Below are 20,653 nucleotides of genomic sequence, written 5' to 3' on the forward strand. Positions count from 1 at the left end.
CGGCCCAAAGGCCGCTCACGATTGCCGTTTGCGTGACCGCGGCGCCTTGCCTTGCTTTGGCGCCGGCCGCTTCGCTGCAACCCGGTGGGCCGCGGCCAGCGCGGCGCGCGCCCATACGATGAATTCATCGGGCTCGTCGAACAGTCGCTCCGGCACGCGCCAGAATGCGAGGTCGATGGTCTCGCCCTGCTTCGCATAGTTGAGGGGCGGGAACGCCTCGGCCTCCTTGAATATCTCGCGGTTCTGATCGTCGACCCGGAAATAGAGCGTGTTCTCCGTCACCATCCCCAGCATCACGCCATCACAGAACACGCCGGTCTTGCCGAACATGCGCCGCAGCGTGACATGGCCGAGCGGGCTAAGCTGCTCGCGCAGAAACTCGGCATAGGTTTCGCTGGCAACCATTCACAATCCAGTCTGGCTATCCCAGCTCCAAACATGTCAGGAGGCCGGCAGCCTGTCATGCATTAGATTTTCTACGTTGACCGCTCCATTGATTTCGTTTGTCGTCGCCGGGACGCTCCTCACAAGAAAAACGGAAAAACAGACCCCATGACCGCCACAGACGATGTCAAAAGTATCGAAGGCGTGATCCAGTCCTATCTCGACGGCCTCTACGAGGGCGACGCGAGCAAGATCGCAAGCGCCTTTCATCCGACCAGCGCACTGACCAGCATCGACGACGGCGGCGAACTGGCGATCACGCCGCGCGACACCTGGCTCGGCAATGTGCGGAACAGACCATCGCCAAAGCAGCGGGGCCTGGCGCGCCACGACGAAATAGTGTCGATCGATCTCGTCGGCCCGACGATGGCCTACGTCAAGCTCAAATGCGCCATACCGCCGCGCTTCTTTACCGATCAACTCTCGCTGCTGAAGATCGACGGCCGCTGGCAGATCGCGCAGAAGGTTTTCATGACCGAGCTGCGGGAATGATCTGCCGCACTCCGTGCTGCACGGAAGGAGGAAACGATGAATGTCCTCGAAGATTACATGGTCGACCCCCGTCTATCGCTGCTTGACAAGACGCGGATCCAGGCCCAGGTCCTCGTGCCCGTGCTGCGAGCGCTTCGCGTTGAACTCGGCAAGGAAAAGGCCGACGCGATCGTCAAACAGGCCTTGCGCGACTGGTCGAAGCAATTGTTCGCCGATGTTGGCGGGCGCGTCGAGGGCAGCGCGCGGCGCAAATGGGCAGCGATGCACACCGCGCTTGCCGACGTCACTGAACGCGAAGTGAAGGTGGAGATGCGCCGGCACGACAAGGAGGCGCTGGAGTTCGACGTCACGCATTGCCGCTTTGCGGAGTTCTTCCGCGCGCTCGGCGAGCCGGAGCTCGGCGCGCTGCTGGTCTGCGCCACCGATTTCGACATCGTCGCCGCCGGCGGCAGCGAGGTCAGCCTCAGCCGCGACCAGACCCTGATGCAGGGTGCGCCGAGCTGCACGTTCCGCTACGCCTTCGCCCCGCGATCATGATTTCCTGGCGCCACGTGCGCCGCAGAAATCCCGTGAAAGCCATCGATAGTGGCGTATGATGCATCCCAAGAAACCCGGCCTGACCGGGCTGGCAAGGGAGAGCGCCGATGGCAGCGACAGCGGAGCAGATTTCGCCCTGGCTCAAGGGACGCTCACTCGCCTCCTTGAAGGACGAGTTCGACCGCAACGGCTACCTGATCTTCGAACGCGTACTTGCACCCGACCGCGTCGCGGAAATCCGCGCGGCGCTGGCCCCGCACCTGGCGCGCGATCTGCTCGGCCGCAACGATTTTGAAGGCACCAAAACCAACCGCGTGTATGCCCTGCTGGCGAAATCGCCGGTGTTCGCTGAACTCGTGATCCATCCGCTCGCCCTGGCTTTTGCCGAGGCCGAGCTCGGCGACAGCTGCCTGCTGTCGGCCATGCTCGCGATCAACCTTCATCCCGGCGAGACGGCGCAGCCCTGGCACTTCGACGACGGCGGCGTCCAGATACCGCGGCCCCGTCCGGCGCTCGGTATCTCCACGTTCTGGGCAATCGACGATACGACCGAGCAAAATGGCGCCACCGAAATCATTCCGGGAAGTCATCTCTGGGACGGACAGTATATCGAGGGCGCGGTGAAACCTGCACACTTCACCAACGAAGCCGCGCACGATGAAGGCGATCGAACGGACGCCATCAAGCTGATCATGCCGTCCGGATCGCTGGCGATTACCAAGGGAACACTGTGGCATCGCGGCGGCGCCAATCGATCCGACCGGCCGCGCCTAATCGTTACCCCGCAATACTGCGCGGGCTGGGTGCGGCAGCTCGAGAACATGGCACTCGCCGTCCCCGCCGACCTCGTGAGCCAATTGCCGGAACGCGCGCGCGAACTGATCGGCTACTCGATCCATCCGCCGTTCATGGGTTATGTCGACGGCGTTCATCCAAGGCGCCTGCTGCGGACGCATTGACGGATACCAGGCGCAGCGCCTGAACGGGGGGATCACCTCCACACGAGGCCTTCGCAGGGAACGCATCGAGCACGATGCGCTCACCCTCCTTCTTCGTGACCACTGAACCGGTTTGTGAAGTGCTTCACTGACAGATACACGCTGCTCCGGCAAAGTAGCAAACCGAAGGCATCGCACGTCGGAGTGTATCTCCGTGCTGACATTGATTGCAGGCTACCGAATTTTTTACTGGCGACACCACGGTTTGCAGCGACACGCAGCGCAACCGATCGACCAACTGCCATACGCATCTTTTGAAAGCAGAGACGACGACTGTCATTGCAACTGATTCATTTGAAGCGGCGGAGCCACAACGATGCGCTTCCTCGATCAACAGACCAAGGACAAGGTGCAGTCCGTAATCGACGCCAACATGACCCAGTTGGCCGCGGTCGAGGGATTTGTTTCCGCTGAACCCGGTTTTCCGATCATCGATGGCGCCGTGCACAAGGAGCCGGCGGTCATCGTCTACGTGGCCCACAAGAAGCCATCGACCAGCGTGCTGCCGGAAGAGCGCATGCCGCGTCAGCTCGGACCCTATCGCGTCAGCGTCATGCAGGCCGATCCTATGCGGCAGGTCATGGCATTGATGAGCGATCAGCCCATCGCCGACAGCGTCGCGGCTTCGGCTACCGGCCTCACCTACAAGCCGATCACCGGAAACCCGATCAACGCGAAGTTCAAGGTCAAGAAGCCGCTTCTCTGCCACATCGGTCCTGACGCCGGCTGGCCGGTGCTGCGGCCGTTCCTCGAGGCAACCAAGAAGACGCTTTCCGTCGCGATGTATGACTTCAATGCCGACTATATCGCCAAGAGCTTCATCGAGACGGTGCGCGACAAGGATCTTCAGGTCGTGCTGACCTGGGACGACGGCATGACGGAGCCGGAAACCAAGATCCGCACCAAGCTCAGGAAGTCCCTGAAAGACAATCTCGACGGCTTTATCGTGCGGTGCGGCGCCTCGCGCCGCTTCGCCAGCGCCTATCACGAGAAGGTCGCGGTCCGCGATTCCAGCGCATTCTGGCTGTCCAGCGGAAACTGGAGCTCGCGCAGCCAGCCGAACATCGACCCGATCGGAATCCCTGCCCAGGCGAAGGGAATGTACAGCAAGGGCAACCGGGAATGGCATGTCATCGTCGAGGATGACAAGCTTGCCAAGCTCTTCGAGCGCTACATCAAGCACGACCGTGACGGCTCGAAGGCGGAAGCGGAGGCCGGCGAGGACGGCGTCGTGCTGGATGCGCAGGCCGCCGCCCGGTTGCCTGATGTCTTTGTGCCGGTCGAGGCATTGTTCGACGCCGATGACGTCGCGGATACGCCGACGCCGATCGCCCCCGAAATCCTGCCGACCAAGCCCGGCGAGTTCGAGGTCGCCCCGGTCCTGACGCCCGACAACTACATAGGGCGCATCATGGAACTGATCGACGACGCCAAGCGATCGATCTTCCTGCAGTTCTCCTACATCACCTTCAGCGACAAGAAGATTGACAAGAAGTTCACCGAAATGCTCGCCAAGCTCGCCGAACTCAGCAATCGCCCGAACTTCGACATGAGAATTATTGTCGGCAGCAACGGCGCGGCCGACAAGATCAGAAAGCTCGTGGAGTCCGGCTTCAAGGAAACGGTTTTCCGCAGCCAGAGCAGCATTCACAACAAGGGAATTATCGTGGACGGCGAAATCGTGCTGGTCAGCAGCGCGAACTGGTCCGGTGACGGCGTGCTGCGCAACCGGGATGCCGGACTGATCATCTTCAACAAGGAGATCGCGACCTACTACCAGAACGCCTTCATGTTCGACTGGGAGAACCGCGCCAGCGCCTTCATCGAGGATGATCCACCGGTGACGGTGGCCCGCGACGGCGACGAGACGCCGCCGGGCATGGTGCGGATGTCATGGCGCGATTACTACGGCTAGGCGACGTGGCTCCATTAACTGACGGCGTAGCGATTGTAACTCGAACTATCTCGATACTGCACCCGCTAGCACATTCGGCGAATTACCGCCTGACCCGTTTCATGATGGGAGACTGTTATGGCTGATGGATTTCTGACAAGCGATACGACCGATACGACCTGGATCAAGCCGCTCGACACGGGCTGGAAGGAGGTCACCTACGCCGCGGTCGATGGTCTTGCGGTGTTCGAAGGATGCATCATTCTTGGAACGGTGGCCGAAGCGCAAGCCGTCAAGAAGTTCGTGGATGACAATCCAGGCATCAAGGAGGAAGGCGTCGAATCCTTCGGCACCGGAATCGTCGGCACCCAGTTCCGCTGGAAGAACAACACGATTCCCTTCGAGATCGACCCCAATCTGCCGAACCAGCAGCGCGTACTCGACGCGATCAAGCACTGGCAAGACAATACGCCGATCAAGTTTGTGAAGCGGAACTCGGCCGATCCCGCTCATCGCGATTTCGTCGTGTTTCGTCCCGGGAGCGGTTGCGCCTCCTCGGTCGGCCGGCGCGGCGGGCGGCAGGAGATAATCCTGGGCAGCGCCTGCAGCACGGGGAACTGCATTCACGAAATCGGCCACACGGTCGGGCTTTGGCACGAGCAAAGCAGGAAGGACCGCAATCAATTTGTGACCGTCAAGCTCGATGCGGTCGTGCCGAATGCCCGCCACAATTTCAATCAGCACATTCAGGACGGCATCGATCTCCTCGCTTACGACTATGGCTCGATCATGCATTATCCGCGCAATGCATTCAGCGCGAATGGTGAAGACACGATCATTCCGAAGCAGGCCGGCGTCGAAATCGGGCAGCGCAAGAAGCTCAGCGCCGGCGACATCGCATCGGTAAAGAAGCTCATCAAGTCGTGAGGAGATGACCGGTGGGGCTGGTTGTCAACAACAATGTCCAGGGCGCCGGCGTTCATGCACTGATCGTCGGCGTCAGCGACTACCTTAATCTGCCGGACGCCGGCGAGCCGTCCTCCGATGAAACGTGGAAGCTCAACAAGCTCTCCTCGCCCGCGCTTTCGGCTCTCAAGATCTTCGATTTCATCATGAAGACCGGCCTGCGGTTGCCGTTGAAAACCGTTCGGCTGTTGCTCTCGCCGTCACCGGCCGAGGTGCAGGTCGAGCCACGGCTTGCCACCGTCACGCCCACCCGCGCCAGCCGGGATGCGTTTTCCAAACTCGCGGTCCAGTGGCGCAAGGACGCCTCGGTCAACAAGGAAGACATGACGTTCTTCTACTTCGCGGGCCACGGGACGCAGCGCGGATCCGACGATTCCGTACTCATGCTCGATGATTTTCTGACGAGCGACGCGCCGCTCAACGAGTGCATCGAAATGCACAATGTGAAAAGCGGCATGGCACCGACAGCAACGCGTCCCGATATTGCTCGGACGCAGTTCTACTTCGTCGATGCCTGTATGGACCGAAACGCAAAACTGAGAACCTTTCTCAATCCTACGGTTCCGGCGGTGTTCGGAATCGAGCTCAGTGACGCGGACGGACGGGCGGCGCCGATGGTATTCAGCACCGGCGAGGGCAAGATCGCGCTGGGACGCAACCGCGAACCGAGTCATTTCTGCCAAGCCCTGACGCTGGCCTTCGAGCGCGGCGCCGAAGAACCGGACGAAGTCACCGGACAGTGGCCGGTGACGGCAACGACGATCAAGAACGCGCTGGATTTCTACTATACAAAGAACAACCTCGGGACGCTCGTGACTATGGGCAGCCTGGTCGGTTCACCGGTGATCCGGTATCTTGCAGGCCCGCCGGACGTCGATGTAACCGTCGAGGTTCAACCGGACAGCCTGGGTCTGCCCCGCACCATCGGCGTTCTCGACGAGAACAATGACCCGATTGCCGGATGCAATCCTGGCGCCAAGACGACGTTCAATCTCACCGTCAAGGCGGGTGTCTATCGAGTGCAGGTCGATTCGGGGCGATTGACGTCAAGCCCGTTTCGTTCGCGGCTCCGGGCTTTCATGAAGCCCACGCTGGTGCCCTGGACGCACAATCTGGTACCGCTGCTCAGGCCCCAGAGCTGAGCCGCTCAGGAAAGTTGCCATGGCCGAACCAAAAGCAACGCTCACGTTCAAGCTCGATACGCCGCCGAACCAAAGGTGGAGCGGAGCGTTGCCGATCGAGGTGCGTGACGAGAAGCTCGTGCTGAGGGCGCGCGGGGTCAGCGACGACACCCTGGAAGTGCCGCCGGGACGCTACTACGTCACCGCGCTGCTGCCGAACGGCGACCAGTCAACGGTCGACGACGTCGTAATCGTCAGTCCCGGCGAGAACAAGCAGCTCAACATCGCGCTCTCGGATGTCGCCTTTCCTCCGAACCTCGAAACCACGAACACGATTTCGGATTCGCTTTGGGAGATTTCGCGCCCGGTCACGCAGTATTTCTTCAAGCAGTCGTTTGCGATTCTTCGCGGCAACTGGCTGGCCGACAGGATCCCCGGCACCGCCTCCCCCATCCCGCTCAAGCGAGAGCCGACGACCCGGTCTAACCTGGATATCCCGTTTTCGCGCGAGGCGGTCTGGATCGAAATCGAGAGCTCGAAGCAATACAATTACTTCGCGGTGCCGATCGATGAAGGCGGTTCAACGACGGTCGAATGGTCTCTGGACCTCAAGACCGACAAGCTCACCCTCAAGCTCGATTTCCACGACGGCGAACTGAACTCGTTGCTCGACTTCGCCGACAACAGCAAGGCGAACGAGGCGCGGTCGATATCGCGCACGCTGGTTACGCGGCCCGACTACTACGCCACGAAAAAGCAATCCCCGCTTCGCGCAACACTCGGCGCATACGTGCTGATACGCGCCAACCAGCTCGAAGGCCTGGACGAGTGGACCGGCAATCTGGTTGCCTCCTATCCCTGGCTTCCGGACGCGCTCGCGGTTCGCATCGAGTATCTGGCGCGCTGCGGCCGGCACCCGGAGGCGCTAAAACTGTTGCTGGATATTCCGAAGTCGGGGGCGCCGCTGTTTCGTTCCGGTATCAGCTATCTGGCCGATCGCGCCAAGACCTATGCGAAACTGGCTCCCGAAGGCGAATCCAGCCTGCAAGTCACGGCGACCGACATGGAGAAGCTCAAGCGGATCTCGCAGGTTTTCGGCGAGCTCGTGATCGCGCTTGATATGACCTTGTCGACATCAGCGCTTCGACGCGTCCCTGCGCTCAAATCCGGGTGACCGGCACCGAATTGCCATCCGTCCGGTCGGCCGTCCAGGGCACGGCGACCGTCGTCAGGAAGTCGCCGGGACCAAGGCGGTCCCCGCCCGTATGCCGGATTTCCGCCGCCAGCACATAGCTGTCACGCGAGCGGAAATCCCAGTGTGCTTCCAGATGAAAGGGAATGCGATCCTGCCGTCCGCTGATCCCTTCGATCACGGTCTCCGCGATCCGCGTCGACACCGCGTCGATCAAGGTCACGTCATCGAGCCCCACGGTCGCGGTCGCGCCGTCGAACGATTGCGGCGACGGCAGCTCAATCCAGCCACGAATCGAGATCTTGCGCATGGGGCTTTCCTGCGAAGCTCAGCACGATCTACCCCGCCTTCGATGCTTGCGGCCGATGTGTGGCCGCAGTCATTGCCTGCGCATCGAACACGATCCCCTCATATCCCTTCTCGGCAACCTCGGTGATGGCGGCGACGTATTTCGGCGTGCCGCCATTGTAGACGAGGTAGCGCGTCTTGCCGTGCTCGTGGCCGGGGATGTTGGAATTATAGCCGGTGAACCACGACTTGGCTTTGCGCATCAGCATGATGGCGTACATCTTGGTCACGTGCGCCGTCCAGCGCGCCTGCGCCTCCGCCGTCGGCTCGGCCCGCGTATGGCCGCGGTGCCACATGTGGGCGAGCAGACCCATGCACCAGCCGACGCCGTTCTCGATGCCGCGCGGAAAGTTCGTCGACGCCGAACCGCTCTGCGGGCCGGTCGGCATCAGCAAGTTCGGAAAGCCGTGCGCCATCATGCCGAGAAAGGTCGATGGTCCGTCGCGCCAGTGGTCGGCGAGCTTCACGCCGCCGACGCCCGTGATGTCGATTGCATCGAACGCGCCGGTGATGGCGTCGAAGCCGGTGGAATAGACGATAATGTCGAGCTCGTAGTCGCGCGCGCTGGTGCGCAGGCCGGTTTCGGTCACCCGCTCGATGGGCGTCTCGCTGATGTCGACCAGATGCACGTTGTCGCGGTTATAGGCCTCGAAGTAATTGGTCTCCAGCGGCACCCGCTGCACGCCAAAACCGTGATCCCTGGGGATCAGCTTCTCCGCGGTCGCCGGATCCTTCACCCGCCGTCGGATACGCTCGGCGATGTAGGCGGAGAACTCGGCATTGGCCGCCTCGTCGGTAAATATCTCTCGAAAGTTGCTCAGCCAGATGCCGAAGCCGGGCTCGTCATAGAGCTTGTCCCACAGCGCGACGCGCTCCTCGCGGCTGGCTTCGTAGAAGCCGCGCCGATCAGGCTCGTGCTCGAAGCCGCCGGGCGTGCGCCTGCAGGCGGCGAAGATGTCGTCGTAGCGCGAGCGAATGTCGGCCATCTCGGCGTCCGAGATCGGGCCGTTGTTGAGCGGCGCGCTCCAGTTCGGCCGGCGCTGAAACACCGTGAGTTCGCCGACCTTGTCGGCGATCTCGCCGATCACCTGGATCGCGGTGGCACCGGTGCCGATGATGCCGACCTTCTTGCCGGCCAGTTCGACCGGCTCGTGCGGCCAGTTGAAGGTATGAAACGAACGCCCCTTGAATGCCTCCATGCCCTCCAGCCGCGGCAGCGTCGGTATCGAGAGCAGCCCGACCGCAAGAATGAGGAAACGGCAGGAGAGTTCGCGCCCGTCGTCGAGTCTTAGCCGCCAGAGATGGCTGGCCTCGTCGAACACCGCGGCCGTGACCTTGCGGTTGAACCGCATATATTTGCGCAAGCCGAATTTGTCGGTGACGTAGTTGAGATAGCGCAGATTCTCCGGCTGCGCCGAAAACCGCTCCTTCCAGCGCCACTCGTTGAGCAATTCTTTCGAGAACGAATAGCCGTAGGTATAGCTCTCGGAATCGAAGCGCGCGCCGGGATAGCGGTTCCAGTACCAGGTCCCGCCGAGATCGGGGGCGGCGTCGAGTACGAGGGCATCCACCCCGAGGTCGGCCAGCCGCTTGATCTGGTAAATGCCCGAGACGCCGGCGCCAACGACGACGACCTCGTAATGCGGCTTGATCTCCTCGGTCATGCGCTTCCCCGTTCTTGCTCTTTTGCGGCAACGCTTCGTGCGCGGTCGGGCTGCACTATAACAATTATCCGGCCTTTGCACTTGCGTCAGCAAGCCGGTCTGCGTTGCGAAACCGGAAAATGCGGCAGCGTCTTGGAGCCTTCTTGCGGCGCAAGGTACAGGCTTCGTGATGATCACCCCGTAAGCGAGCAAGCCTTGCCCCACCATATTGATCTGCATCAAGATCGCGGCCAGCACACGGCAATTCAATCCTTGCCCGAAAGACAATGGAGCCATCAATGCCTGCCTATATGATTGCACTGAACCGAGGCGTCCACGATCGAAAGAAGCTGGATGAGTACTGGAAGGCCGCTGGCCCGACATTTGAGGGTCTTGGCGCAAAGATGCTGGCCATCTACACACCTCTTGCGCCAATGGAATTGATGGGGTCGCTTGAGGGAGCCGTCGTGATTGAGTTTCCCGATATGGTGACAGCCAAGCGCTGGTACGACAGTCCGGGCTACAAGAAAGCAAGGCAACTCAGAGACGGCGCGGCGGATACTGAGCTGTTTATTATTGAAGGCGGCTTGGTCCCCGCTGCAGAACGGCTACCGCACATCAAGTAGCTGCGGCAACGTCCGCTTAGCCCTCGAAGGCGCGCAGCATGGAGGTCAAGTCGAATAATCCGATTGGGCCATGAGCGGAAGTGCCGCAGCGTTGCCCGTCGTTATGCACGACCATAAAGTTGGCTCAACCCTTGGAGGAAAACGATGGCACCAGCCCTCGACGTGGAGATGTCCGTCTTCTTCCATCGATACAACGAAGCTTTTGCCACCTACGATGGCAATCAAATCGCCGAATTATATTGCGTTCCCTGCATTACCATGCGGGGTGACGGGTCGATACATTGCTTTCAGTCGCGTGACGAGATTGCGCGGTTCTTCCAAGGAGTGGTCGATACTTACCGACGCGAAGGCGCTGTAGGTGGAACCCCGCACGAGGTAGTGGCCGTTCCCATAGGCGAACGTAGCGCTCTCGCGAGCGCGACGTGGAAAAATCTTCGAGATGATGGAAGCGTGGCAAGGCAGTTTCGGACCTCGTACAATGTCGTTCGGTTCGCCGAAGGTTGGCGTATTCTAGCGACGACATTTCACCAGAGCGCCGCTGCTTAGACAGTTTCCTTGCGCTAAAGTTTATAGGGCGACGCACCCAAATGGATTGCTCAAGTCAGCGTCACCTCTGAATGCGGACAATCCACGCTATGGCGGCGACCCATTGCCCCGCTGCGGGTCCTGCCGAGGGCGTGAGGAACCGGGGGACCGCGCGACCGCACCTATTGAGGATATTTGCATTTCCCCAAACTCATCTAAATTTCGTACCGTCTCGTACACAAAGGGGCGCGCGATGCGCGCCATTGCCGTGGCACGGAGACGGACGATAGCGTCCGCATCTCAAGCTCTTGCAGATTTCCGAAGAAATCGGAGCCAAAAGGGAGGACAGACTATGCCGATTTCGATTTCCACGATCGTTGTGGGGGCTCATCTTGTCGTCGCAGTGGCCGACCAGGTACCTACGTTCGACATCGCCCGAAGCTGCAAACTGGATACGGCCGCAACTTCCGGTGGTTCAATTCAACAGGCCCTCAACAACTGCGTGGACGATGAAAACAGGGCCCGGCAGCAATTGGGGAGCCAGTGGTCCCAATTCTCGGCGGCCAGCAAGGCGGAATGCATTCCGCTGGAGGGTATTGGCGGTGATCCAAGCTATGTGAGCCTTTTGACCTGCGTGCAAATGGATAAGTGGCAAAAGGACGACTGACCATCGTGTTTCAGCGCGGCTTGCTCTGGTGCTTGATCGCCCAGAGCCGATACGCCCATCCTCGTAGGGATCATCGCCGGTTGGCTGCGGCACAAGCTTCGCGCCTTCCTTCCGGAAGTGGTCGAGACCGCGCCCCAGCTTGCGGCCTGCCAGTGTGTGCTGATCGTTGGCCCAGTCGGGAATGGTCGGCACGTAGCCTTCGAGCTGAGCTGTCGCACGTAACCGCCTGAAATTGTGCTTGCGCACAAAGCAAATCAGTCGGCGGCGCGCAGGGTGGGCATAGGAGCGCGAACGACGTGCCCACCATCCATGCGTGCGCGCGCTCTCTGAGGGCTTGCCGGAAATGCGCCGGACCCGATACGCCCTGGTTTCACAGTATGCGCGGGCGCGCGGAGCGCCCAGTGTCCTGTAGCAGCCCCGCGCTCCTGGCGCGCTGTACGGCCTTCCGCCCGTTGCGGTGCATACGCCATCTCAAGCCAATGCTCGGACCAACTTTAGTGCCGCGATGAGCGCTCCTCCCGAGAACACGACCGGCGCCCTGTAGGCGAACGATGACCAAGCACGTTGGGCGGGCGCGTGAGAAGCGCCGCCTAACAGGATCCCCACAAGCCCGCGCCTCAGTCGGGTCAAAAAAAAGCCTTGCTGTGACTCGCGCGCCATAGGATTGGGGCGAAAAACTCCTTAGATGTCGCAACCGTGGCGTGGCGGGGATAATATTTTGGCATGTCTGCGGCGAGGGCTGTCCCGGAAAAGCTTCCTGCAACTCTTGTTGCAGTGGCGGCACTAGCGATCATCGCGATCAGGCTCGGCGTCCCTTCGTCCCCAGCGGCGCGGGACTTTGAGGAATGCGCGGAGTGGACCCGAAGGATGTTTCCGGGCGACGAGCGCGTTGCGCGGATCATGGATTGCGGCGCGCGTTTTGCCGGGCGACGAAAAGCGGACGGTGGTTATGCCTACTATGATTTATTGCAGAACCGCAGCTTTGATATAACTGGCCCGAACCCGACAGCGAACGAGCGCGCACAGATCTATTCGCAATATCAGCGCTTCCTTGATTTGCAGCGGCGTGAGGCAGCTTTGGCCGAGGTTCAGCAACTGGTCGCCGAACAGTCTAGTGTCACCGAACAGCCTCGTGTCACCGAATTGCCGATGCTCATCAACTTGCGACGTCCAACGACAACACCATCGAAATTGGAGCCGTGCGTTATCAAAGGCTCGCTGTCGTGTACCTGGACGAAGTTGACCTCCACCGTCAGAAACGCTTTTGCCTCCAAGCGTGTAGCTTCAACTAACCCGCGCTAGCGGGTGGCGCAAGAGCGCGCGCACGGATAGATGGTGGGCACGTCGCTATCGCTCCTTTGCCCACCCTACGCGGCTGATTCCATCTGCGCGCGCAACTGTTCGACATACGGATCATCGATCCGCAACGCCTGTAACTGCGTCGCCAGTTGCACGAGGTATTCCCGGTTGGTGCCGAGGACGCCCTTCCCGCTTGCGATCATCGCCGCGGTCTCAGCGAGCGGGAGTTCGCCGACATAGCTCGCATGCGCTCGGTTGGAGACGAAGGCAAGCGCCGTGATCGGCCCCTGCGGCGTCTGCATCGGCACCATCGCCGGCGCGTAGCTGCCGCGCAGCATCTCCCGGCGCCACAGGATCGCGGACTCCGCATGCACGGATTCTGCCGCGATACGAAACGCCAGCCCCCGGCAACATCCCTCGCCCGCCTCCAGCGACAGCATCAGCGCCGGATAGTCATTCGAACCGCGGCCGAGATTGATCTTCAGCGTGAAGCGGCGCTGATAGCCCTCGACGTCGGCCAATCTCACCTCGGCGAAATGAAAGCCGGGGTCCCACATCAGCGAGCCGTAGCAATAGATCCAGAGATCGTCGCCGTCAGGGTGCGCGCCGAGCACCGCAAGCCGCGACATCTCGATCTCTTCGTCCGGCAGCCGCCACGCAGCCGGCCAGCCCGCGGCCCGCGCCCGCTGCTCCCACATCGCAAACATTTCCGGCGTCAGCCGCAGCAGCGACTTTTCCGGATGCGTGACCCGCGTCCGCAGATCGGGCAGATGAATGAATGCGTCCGCGGTCAAGCCTGCCCCCGGTGCAGATGCCTCGTTCATCCGCAATGTGCCATCGCCGGGCCTCGACGCCAATTCACCCTGCGAGGTATTCGCAGGTCATTATTTCATGGCTTGGCCAAGATTTTTGGGGCCTGGCCCGCCCGCATCCGCAGCACCGAAGCCGGCTCTTTCAATCGATCCCGGCAGCCAAGCATGCGGCTCACTGCAACGGGCGGCTGGATATGATAAAATCCATTCGATTGAGTATCTGCCGCAGATCGGTCATGCCGGCATCAATTCCCCGGAGCGCATCGCCCAGCGCGGCCGTGGTCCGCGCGACCGCCGCTACGGAAGTGCGCAAATTGCTGTCGTAGCGCTCGAGCGTATGGTCCACATCGGCGAAAAGACACTCATAACACGGCTCGAGGTAATCGTTGCACACCTGGACACGCCAGTGGCTTGTCCTCGTCTCCCGGTTGCGCATCAGTTCGCGCGCGACGGCGTGGGCATGCTCCCGCGCGGCCATCTGGTCGGGAAATTCCTGGCCGTCGCTATCCGGATACGTACGCCGGCCCGCCTTCAGAACAAAATAGAATAGCGGCATGAACCCTCCTCTCGCACGGACCTTCGGCCTCTCCGAGGCAACCGGCCACCGCGCCAAGCTCACCGGAACAGATCGATCGCTTCCGATATCCGCCGCGCCCGGCATGCAGTTTCGTCGCCGGTCCTGCCTACTGCCTCGAGCCGTTCACCTCCGTGACTGGAAACGTGATCGTGAAAAGCAGCCCTTCCGGCAAATACTCGCGCTTGACGTCCGCTTCGGGAATGCCGCGGTCGATCGCAGCGGTTCCGAAGCCGACGTGATCGGGTTCCTCGATGCGCGGCCCGCCCCTCTCCTTCCAAACGAATTTCAGAAAGTGCTTCTGGTTCCTGACCGACGCCGTCCAATTCAGAAAAACTTTGCCTTCGGCTTGCGAGAGCGCGCCATATTTGGCGGCATTGGTCGTCAGCTCGTGCAGGACAAGCCCGAACGAGCTCGCAAGATCGGGCGGCAGCACGACCGCTTCGCCCTCGATTTTCAGCCGGTCCTGGCTACCGACCGTGTACGGGTCGAGCTGCTGACGGACCAGTGCCTTGAGATCGACGCCCTGCCAGTTGGACTCGACCAGCAGATTGTGCGATTTGGCCAGCGCTGACAGGCGACCGTCGAACTGAGCCACGAATTCGCTGGAAGACGCCGCGCTGCGCAAGCTCAGATGGGCGATCGACTGCACCACGGTCAGGGTATTCTTGACCCGGTGCGTCAGTTCGCCGAGCAGCAGCGCCTGCCTTGTCTCCCAAGCCTTGCGATCGGTGATATCGACAAAGGTAATGACGACGCCGTCGATCTTGTCGTCAACCGTCCGATAGGGCCGCAAGCGGATGTCGAACCAGCGGCCCATGCGGCTGTGGACTTCGCGGGTGATCGGGGCGAGATGCGACAGCACCGACTGCGCGTCCTTGACCAGATCGTCATATTCAAGCCGATGGGCGAAATCGGTGACCGGACGCCCTTCGTCGTTGGGGGTAATGCTGATCAGGTCGGTGACCTGCCGGGTGAAACGCTTGATCCGCAGGCCCGCATCCAGAAACAGCGTGCCAAAATCGGTTGCCGCCATCAGGTTCTGCAGATCGCTGTGACCGCGCGAAACCGCTTCGAGCTTCAGCTTCAGCTCGGTGTTGACCGTTTGCAGCTCCTCATTGATCGATTGCAGCTCTTCCTTGCTGGTTTCCAGCTCTTCCGAAGTCGAGCGATACTCCTCGTTGATGGACTGCAGCTCCTCGTTGGCGGCGCGCAGCTCCTCGTTGGTGGCTTCCGATTCCTCCCGGGTGCTGCGCAGCCGCCCCTGCGTCAATTGCAATTCTTCGGTCAGGCGGCGGACCACCTCGTCGACACCGCCGGTCTTGTCGAAATCCTGCATGCTGGCAGGATCGACGGCTTCGCCCTCGATGAAGATGATGACAGCCTCGTGCGGCCGCTCGCCGTTGTCGTCGAGGACGGGCTTGACGTGCAGCAGCACGCGATGGGACGAGCCGTTGAAGCGCACCAGGATGGGCAGGCTGAGCGACGGTTTCGGGTTCTCGAACACTCGGTGCAGGGCGGAACGCAGTTCGAACCGCAATTCCGGCCGCACCAGATCGACGACGTCGCCGCTCAGCGGCCCGCCGGACGGCTGCAGATAGCGGCCGGCGTTCTCCGACAGATGAATGACCCGATGCGTGGCGTCGACCAGCACGCTTGGCGGCGCGACCTTTTCGATCGCCTTACGGTGCGATGCGGCTTCGCTGAGCATCGCGCTGGGTGCAAGCGAGGCCCGCGCGCTGGCGGCGTGGTCCTGCAACGCGCCCATGCTGCCGAGCAGCCGCGGCAGCAACCGCGGCTTGTCGCCGGTCTGCACGGTGGATTGATAGATGCGAGCCTTGCGGTCGACGGTGCGGAACAGGCCCGGCGGGCTGTCGGCAGTCTCGGACGAGCCGACCAGCAGAAATCCGCCGGGGTTCAGCGCGTAATGGAAGGTGCTGCAGACCTGCTGTTGCAATTCGCGATCGAGGTAGATCAGGAGGTTGCGGCAGGAGATCAGGTTGATGCGAGAGAACGGCGGATCCTTGAGCACGCTGTGGCTGGCAAACAGCACGGTGTCGCGCAATTCCTGCCGCACCCGGAATTGATCGCCCTCGCGCACGAAGAAGCGGCGCAGACGCTCCTCGTTGATATCGGCCTCGATCGCCGCTGGATAGCGGCCCTCCCGCGCCACCGACAGCGAACGCGCGTCGAGATCGGAGCCGAATATCTGGATCGGCGGCCGCAGATCGTGGCGCGACGCTTCTTCCAGCAGCAGCATGGCAATCGTGTACGCCTCCTCGCCGGTCGCGCAGCCGGCGACCCAGACGCGGATCGGTTCGCTCGGCTGACTGATCTGGAAAAGCTGCGGCAGCACGTCGTCCTTCAGCGCATCGAATACCTCGGCGTCGCGGAAGAACGTCGTGACCGAGATGAGGAGGTCGCCGAGCAGCGCGGTGGCTTCGTCGGCATGGTCGCGCAGCAGGTTGTAGTATTCGGCGGGGTCATCACATCGCATGACCTGCATGCGACGCGCGATCCGCCGCACCACGGTCGCGCGCTTGTACTTGGCGAAATCATGTCCGGTCCGCACCCTGACATGGGCGAGGATGCGCCGCAGGATGTCTTCGCTGAACTGGCGCGGCGCGGCTGCGCCGAAACTTTCCTTGTCCTTGATCAGCTCGACGAGCCGGTTCGCAAGCTCGGAGAGCGGCAGGACGAAATCGACAATTCCGGTCGAGATCGCGCTTCGCGGCATCGAGTCATGTTCGGCCTCGCCGGGATCCTGGACCAGGATCAGCCCGCCGCTCTCCTTGACCGCCTTGATGCCGATCGCACCATCGGAGCCGGCGCCGGTGAGGATGACCGCGAAACCGTCGCCATGCTGTTCGGCCAGCGACCGGAAGAACAGATCGATCGGCGCGCGCTGTCCGCGCGGCTCGACGAATTCGGAGGCCGCGATTTCGCTGTCGGTAATCTGCAGGCGGCGGTTGGGTGAAATGACATAGACGTGGTTGGCTTCCATGCGCTGGGGCGCGCCGACCTGCACGACCGGCATTTTCGTTCGCAGGCCGAGGATGGCGGCCATTTCACTGGGACGGTCGGGATCGAGGTGGATGACGACCACGAACGCCGCCCCGGGCTCGTCGGGAAGCGCCTGAAAGAAAGCCTGCAGCGCCTTGACGCCGCCGGCGGACGCCCCCATCCCGACCACGATCGGCTTGGCGCCGTTGGTCGGTACGCGGCCGCTTCTTTCGTTGTTTTCAATCACCTGCATCCCCCGGATAACGCATCGAACCTCCAATCGGCGATGCGGGCAAGGACTTTTGATACGGTTCTTGCATGAAAGGAACAAGGTGGCGCCGGGGACATTGTTCCTCGGGGTCGGCATGGAGTTCGCGGATGTCCAATCGGGATATTCTGGCGATTGGCACGTCGGCGGGCGGCGTCGACGCATTGCGCTTTCTGGCATCTGAATTGCCCGGCGACTTTCCCGCCTCGGTGCTGGTCGTCATCCACCTGTCCGCCCATTTCGAGTCGTCGCTGGACGCCATCCTGACGCAGGCGGGCCCGCTGCCGGCGCATTTCGCCGCAGACGACATGACGATGGAGCCGGGCCGAATCTATATCGGTCCGCCCGATAGCCACATGCTCACCGACGGCGACAAACTCAGGCTCGGCCAAGGACCGCGTGAGAACAACACCCGTCCCGCGATCGACCCGCTGTTCCGGTCGGTGGCGCTATGTTGCGGCCATCGCGGCGTCGGCGTCGTGTTGACGGGGACGCTGGGCGACGGCGCCTCGGGCCTGCACATCCTGCACGAGTATGGCGGATTGACCGTGGTCCAGGACCCCGGCGATGCAGCCTTCTCCGGTATGCCGGAAGCAGCGCTGACCCAATTCAAGCCGGACCACGTCACGAGTCTTGCCGGCATGCCCGCCTTGTTTCGGCGCCTCGTGAACCAACCGCAGGGGAACCCCATCCCGCCATCTTCGGACCTGGTCTACGAGGTCGATCTGGCCAAAGGAGGAACCGGCAGCATGAGCCAAATGGACCGTATCGGCGAGAGATCCTTGCTGGCCTGCCCCGACTGTCATGGCGTGATGTGGGAGATCAAGGAGGGCAATCTTCTTCGCTATCGCTGCCATGTCGGCCACGCCTACACCGCCGAACTGATGAGCCTGGCGCTGGACGAAAATCTGAGGCGCGCCCTGGACAGCGGCCTGCGCGCCCTGGATGAGCGAATTGCGTTAGCGCAGAAACTATACAAGCAGGCAGAGCACGCCGGTCGAACTCACCTCGCGGAATCCTGGCGCAGGAAGCTTGTCGAGTGCGAACGCGAAGCCGAAGTCCTCAGGGATTCGATCAAGCGGTTCGATCAGCTTGCGGCGCACGCGGTACAGCCGTGAGACGTTTGCAAGTCGCGCCTTCGGGGATCAGAGGCAAGATGTTCGGCTGTTAGCCGACAGCGCACGCGTCATACGCACCGATCCCCGTGCACATCGGCCTCCGCCGGCGAAAACATCCGTTGGTAGTGCGATCGGACCGCATCATCGCATTCGCAGGCCCGCTTCCGTATCTGGTCGATATCGGCGATGTGGAGCCGTCCGCGGCTGTAGGAGATCAAGCCCGCAGTCTGCAATGTGCCGGCCACCGTCGTCACGCTGGTGCGCCGGACGCCCATCATCCGCGCGAAAAATTCCTGCGTCAGCAAGATGTCGGGGCCGACGAGGTCGTGCATGCGCGACAGCCATTTGCAGGTTCGCGCTTCGATGTCGTGGACCGCATTGCAGGCGGCGGTCTGCTGAATCTGCGCAACGAAGAATTGCTCGTACTTCAACAGCAGGGCCTTGAAATCCGGCAGTTCGCCGGACAAGGCACGGAGCCTGTCCGATGTCATGACGCTCGCCCTGCCGGCGATCTGGACGGTCACGAGATTGAGCGACACCTTGTCGTCAAGCGCCTGGCTTGCACCAAATGCGCCGTCATTGCCGATCATGCCGGTCTCTATCATGCTGCCGTCGGCCAGTTCGACAACGCAGGAGATGATGCCTGAATGCGGAAAGTAGACCCGCTGGACTCGCTGGTGGGTTTCGGCCAGCACATCGGCCGCGGCCAGATCAACCACGGACAGGTGAGGTACGATGCGCGCAAGACTCGCCGTTGCAAGCTGGCCGAGCAGGAAATTCGAACCGTGAGGCATTTTCTACCCTCCACGGCGCGCCAATCCGCCTTAGTTCAGGGAGTCAAGCACCGAGCTCAATGGCGATGTCATAAACATTGCGCCGCGCCCGGAGCTTCCGCAAGCCTAATCTTGCCGGTCGCCTATCACTTCCGGATCAGGGCACTGCGCCAGGGCCTCTTCCGGGATAACCGAATTTCCCTTAAGACGCGGAGGGAACCAGTATCCTCGTCGCAAGGCCGGTGCGGGCAACGGGAGTGCTGCCGGACTACCCATCGCAACATCATCAATAACAAAAGGTAAAGCCGATGCGCGACCAGTTCTCTACCACGCAGCAGATCCGTAAGCCGGCCGTAAGTTCCAAAGGCGGCATCGTCGCCGCGCAATCGAGCCGGGCAGCGCAAGTGGGCGCCGAAGTGCTGGCTGCGGGCGGCGACTGCGTCGATGCCGTGATCGCGACCACCTTTGCACTCGGCGTGCTGGAGCCCTGGATGAGCGGGCCCGGCGGCGGCGGCGCGATGGTGCTCTACCGCGCGCGCGAGGACCGCTATGAGGTGATCGACTACGGCATGCGCGCGCCTGCGAGCCTGCGGGTGGAGGATTATCCGCTGACCGGCGGCGGGGCGGCGTCCGACATCTTTCCCTGGCCGCGCGTCAAGGACGACCGCAACATTCACGGACCCGGCTCGATCGCGGTGCCTGGCGTGGTCGCCGGCATGGAAGAGGCGCACCGCCGCCACGCCAAACTGCCGTGGAAGGAATTGCTGGCGCCAAGCATCGCGCTCGCCGGCGAAGGCCTTGCCGTCGACTGGTGGACCACGGTGATGATTTCGAGCTCGGCAGTGGATCTGCGGCGCTATCCCGCGAGCGCCGCCGCCTATCTGCAGGACGGCCTGCCGCCGAATCCGCAATGGGGCATCAAGTCCAGCGTTCGCATGCCGCAGGACAAGCTTAAGGAGACAATGGCGCAGCTCGCCAGCGCCGGCCCGCGCGACTTCTACGAGGGCGATCTGGCGCAGAGCCTCGCCGCCGATATCCAGGCTGCCGGCGGCGCGCTGTCGGTCGGAGACCTCAAGCCGTTCCGCGCTCACCTGCGTGAGCCGCTGGCGATCCCCTATCGCGGCGGCAAGGTGTTGGCGACGCCCGAACTCACTGCGGGCCCCACGCTGTCGCGCACGCTCGGCCTGCTGCAGAAGGATCTCAAGCCCGCGCGCGGCGGACCGGATGCGGCTGCCTATCTCGCCTATGCATCGGCGCTGCAGTCGGCCTATCGCGAACGGCTGAAGGACATGGGCGACCAGGACGGCCGGCGCTCGCTCGGCGCGGAAGCGCTGGCGCCAGCCTGCACCACGC

The 20,653-nt window shown here is 62.1% G+C and carries 20 protein-coding genes; 13 read left to right on the top strand and 7 right to left on the bottom strand.

What is annotated here, in order from left to right; translation table 11 throughout:
* Window positions 1-15: 15 nt before the first annotated feature.
* On the bottom strand, window positions 16-405 hold the full coding sequence (locus CQ12_RS08845; protein ID WP_057834927.1) for a TfoX/Sxy family protein: 390 nt from the start codon (window positions 403-405) through the stop codon (window positions 16-18).
* 147 nt (window positions 406-552) lie between these two features.
* Here CQ12_RS08845 and CQ12_RS08850 point away from each other — a divergent pair, with 147 nt between their 5' ends.
* The 7 genes from CQ12_RS08850 to CQ12_RS08880 all read left to right on the top strand — a co-directional run bounded on the left by CQ12_RS08850 (window position 553) and on the right by CQ12_RS08880 (window position 7,626).
* Window positions 553-936, top strand: a complete 384-nt coding sequence (locus tag CQ12_RS08850) for a nuclear transport factor 2 family protein (RefSeq protein ID WP_057834928.1) — start codon at window positions 553-555, stop codon at window positions 934-936.
* A gap of 36 nt (window positions 937-972) precedes the next feature.
* Entirely contained in the window at window positions 973-1,473 is a 501-nt protein-coding gene (locus tag CQ12_RS08855) for an L-2-amino-thiazoline-4-carboxylic acid hydrolase (RefSeq protein WP_057834929.1), read from the top strand.
* Window positions 1,474-1,580: 107 nt separating this feature from the next.
* Complete coding sequence (locus tag CQ12_RS08860) at window positions 1,581-2,432, top strand: phytanoyl-CoA dioxygenase family protein (RefSeq protein ID WP_057834930.1); 852 nt, start codon at window positions 1,581-1,583, stop codon at window positions 2,430-2,432.
* A 355-nt stretch (window positions 2,433-2,787) separates the two neighbouring features.
* On the top strand, window positions 2,788-4,386 hold the full coding sequence (locus CQ12_RS08865) for a phospholipase D-like domain-containing protein (RefSeq protein ID WP_057834931.1): 1,599 nt from the start codon (window positions 2,788-2,790) through the stop codon (window positions 4,384-4,386).
* 117 nt (window positions 4,387-4,503) lie between these two features.
* Window positions 4,504-5,292, top strand: a complete 789-nt coding sequence (gene legP / locus CQ12_RS08870) for a Dot/Icm T4SS effector Zinc-dependent metalloprotease LegP (protein WP_057834932.1) — start codon at window positions 4,504-4,506, stop codon at window positions 5,290-5,292.
* A gap of 11 nt (window positions 5,293-5,303) precedes the next feature.
* Window positions 5,304-6,473, top strand: a complete 1,170-nt coding sequence (locus CQ12_RS08875) for a caspase family protein (RefSeq protein WP_057834933.1) — start codon at window positions 5,304-5,306, stop codon at window positions 6,471-6,473.
* 19 nt (window positions 6,474-6,492) lie between these two features.
* Window positions 6,493-7,626, top strand: coding sequence for a carboxypeptidase-like regulatory domain-containing protein (locus CQ12_RS08880; RefSeq protein WP_057834934.1), 1,134 nt, complete (start codon window positions 6,493-6,495; stop codon window positions 7,624-7,626).
* Here the strand turns inward: CQ12_RS08880 and CQ12_RS08885 are convergent.
* A complete protein-coding gene (locus CQ12_RS08885; protein WP_057834935.1) occupies window positions 7,613-7,954 on the bottom strand; it encodes a YbaY family lipoprotein in 342 nt (113 codons plus the stop codon). The two genes, CQ12_RS08880 and CQ12_RS08885, sit on opposite strands and share 14 nt — an antisense overlap.
* Window positions 7,955-7,982: 28 nt before the next feature.
* Window positions 7,983-9,656 (bottom strand): flavin-containing monooxygenase, encoded by a 1,674-nt coding sequence (locus tag CQ12_RS08890; protein WP_057834936.1) that lies wholly within the window; start codon window positions 9,654-9,656, stop codon window positions 7,983-7,985.
* 278 nt (window positions 9,657-9,934) lie between these two features.
* Between CQ12_RS08890 and CQ12_RS08895 the strand changes: the two genes are divergently transcribed.
* The 4 genes from CQ12_RS08895 (at window position 9,935) to CQ12_RS08910 (ending at window position 12,755) form a co-directional block, all read left to right on the top strand.
* Window positions 9,935-10,261: a DUF1330 domain-containing protein gene (locus CQ12_RS08895; RefSeq protein ID WP_057834937.1), complete on the top strand. Its 327-nt coding sequence runs from the start codon at window positions 9,935-9,937 to the stop codon at window positions 10,259-10,261.
* A gap of 144 nt (window positions 10,262-10,405) precedes the next feature.
* Entirely contained in the window at window positions 10,406-10,807 is a 402-nt protein-coding gene (locus CQ12_RS08900; protein WP_057834938.1) for a DUF6841 family protein, read from the top strand.
* A 331-nt stretch (window positions 10,808-11,138) separates the two neighbouring features.
* Window positions 11,139-11,453 (top strand): hypothetical protein, encoded by a 315-nt coding sequence (locus tag CQ12_RS08905; protein ID WP_057834939.1) that lies wholly within the window; start codon window positions 11,139-11,141, stop codon window positions 11,451-11,453.
* Between the two features lie 867 nt (window positions 11,454-12,320).
* The gene (locus tag CQ12_RS08910) at window positions 12,321-12,755 is read left to right on the top strand and encodes a hypothetical protein (protein ID WP_157088085.1); all 435 of its coding nucleotides are present in this window, start codon (window positions 12,321-12,323) and stop codon (window positions 12,753-12,755) included.
* Between the two features lie 65 nt (window positions 12,756-12,820).
* Here the strand turns inward: CQ12_RS08910 and CQ12_RS08915 are convergent, their stop codons facing one another.
* From CQ12_RS08915 to CQ12_RS08925, 3 genes are all read right to left on the bottom strand, one after another.
* Complete coding sequence (locus CQ12_RS08915; RefSeq protein WP_057834941.1) at window positions 12,821-13,546, bottom strand: gamma-glutamylcyclotransferase; 726 nt, start codon at window positions 13,544-13,546, stop codon at window positions 12,821-12,823.
* 190 nt (window positions 13,547-13,736) lie between these two features.
* Complete coding sequence (locus CQ12_RS08920) at window positions 13,737-14,120, bottom strand: DUF6894 family protein (protein WP_057834942.1); 384 nt, start codon at window positions 14,118-14,120, stop codon at window positions 13,737-13,739.
* A 127-nt stretch (window positions 14,121-14,247) separates the two neighbouring features.
* Window positions 14,248-17,322, bottom strand: a complete 3,075-nt coding sequence (locus CQ12_RS08925; protein WP_245309816.1) for a chemotaxis protein CheB — start codon at window positions 17,320-17,322, stop codon at window positions 14,248-14,250.
* Between the two features lie 197 nt (window positions 17,323-17,519).
* Here CQ12_RS08925 and CQ12_RS08930 point away from each other — a divergent pair, with 197 nt between their 5' ends.
* Complete coding sequence (locus CQ12_RS08930; protein WP_057834944.1) at window positions 17,520-18,527, top strand: chemotaxis protein CheB; 1,008 nt, start codon at window positions 17,520-17,522, stop codon at window positions 18,525-18,527.
* Window positions 18,528-18,595: 68 nt separating this feature from the next.
* Here CQ12_RS08930 and CQ12_RS08935 read toward each other — a convergent pair whose 3' ends face one another.
* Complete coding sequence (locus tag CQ12_RS08935) at window positions 18,596-19,321, bottom strand: Crp/Fnr family transcriptional regulator (RefSeq protein ID WP_057834945.1); 726 nt, start codon at window positions 19,319-19,321, stop codon at window positions 18,596-18,598.
* A 287-nt stretch (window positions 19,322-19,608) separates the two neighbouring features.
* On the opposite strand from CQ12_RS08935, the gene CQ12_RS46195 reads away from it, so the two are divergent.
* On the top strand, window positions 19,609-20,653 hold a 1,045-nt coding region (locus CQ12_RS46195; RefSeq protein ID WP_245309810.1), incomplete at its 3' end, for a gamma-glutamyltransferase.

Source organism: Bradyrhizobium jicamae (assembly GCF_001440395.1).
Taxonomy (GTDB): domain Bacteria; phylum Pseudomonadota; class Alphaproteobacteria; order Rhizobiales; family Xanthobacteraceae; genus Bradyrhizobium; species Bradyrhizobium jicamae.

Coding starts and splice junctions, on each gene's coding strand:
- CQ12_RS08860 (WP_057834930.1), top strand. CDS start 1,581: ATGGCAGCGACAGCGGAGCAGATTTCGCCCTGGCTCAAGGGACGCTCA.
- CQ12_RS08900 (WP_057834938.1), top strand. CDS start 10,406: ATGGCACCAGCCCTCGACGTGGAGATGTCCGTCTTCTTCCATCGATAC.
- CQ12_RS08895 (WP_057834937.1), top strand. CDS start 9,935: ATGCCTGCCTATATGATTGCACTGAACCGAGGCGTCCACGATCGAAAG.
- CQ12_RS08920 (WP_057834942.1), bottom strand. CDS start 14,120: ATGCCGCTATTCTATTTTGTTCTGAAGGCGGGCCGGCGTACGTATCCG.
- CQ12_RS08910 (WP_157088085.1), top strand. CDS start 12,321: ATGTTTCCGGGCGACGAGCGCGTTGCGCGGATCATGGATTGCGGCGCG.
- CQ12_RS08930 (WP_057834944.1), top strand. CDS start 17,520: ATGTCCAATCGGGATATTCTGGCGATTGGCACGTCGGCGGGCGGCGTC.
- CQ12_RS08885 (WP_057834935.1), bottom strand. CDS start 7,954: ATGCGCAAGATCTCGATTCGTGGCTGGATTGAGCTGCCGTCGCCGCAA.
- CQ12_RS08880 (WP_057834934.1), top strand. CDS start 6,493: ATGGCCGAACCAAAAGCAACGCTCACGTTCAAGCTCGATACGCCGCCG.
- CQ12_RS08905 (WP_057834939.1), top strand. CDS start 11,139: ATGCCGATTTCGATTTCCACGATCGTTGTGGGGGCTCATCTTGTCGTC.
- CQ12_RS08865 (WP_057834931.1), top strand. CDS start 2,788: ATGCGCTTCCTCGATCAACAGACCAAGGACAAGGTGCAGTCCGTAATC.
- CQ12_RS08890 (WP_057834936.1), bottom strand. CDS start 9,656: ATGACCGAGGAGATCAAGCCGCATTACGAGGTCGTCGTCGTTGGCGCC.
- legP (WP_057834932.1), top strand. CDS start 4,504: ATGGCTGATGGATTTCTGACAAGCGATACGACCGATACGACCTGGATC.
- CQ12_RS08850 (WP_057834928.1), top strand. CDS start 553: ATGACCGCCACAGACGATGTCAAAAGTATCGAAGGCGTGATCCAGTCC.
- CQ12_RS08935 (WP_057834945.1), bottom strand. CDS start 19,321: ATGCCTCACGGTTCGAATTTCCTGCTCGGCCAGCTTGCAACGGCGAGT.
- CQ12_RS08845 (WP_057834927.1), bottom strand. CDS start 405: ATGGTTGCCAGCGAAACCTATGCCGAGTTTCTGCGCGAGCAGCTTAGC.
- CQ12_RS08925 (WP_245309816.1), bottom strand. CDS start 17,322: ATGGGGGCGTCCGCCGGCGGCGTCAAGGCGCTGCAGGCTTTCTTTCAG.
- CQ12_RS08855 (WP_057834929.1), top strand. CDS start 973: ATGAATGTCCTCGAAGATTACATGGTCGACCCCCGTCTATCGCTGCTT.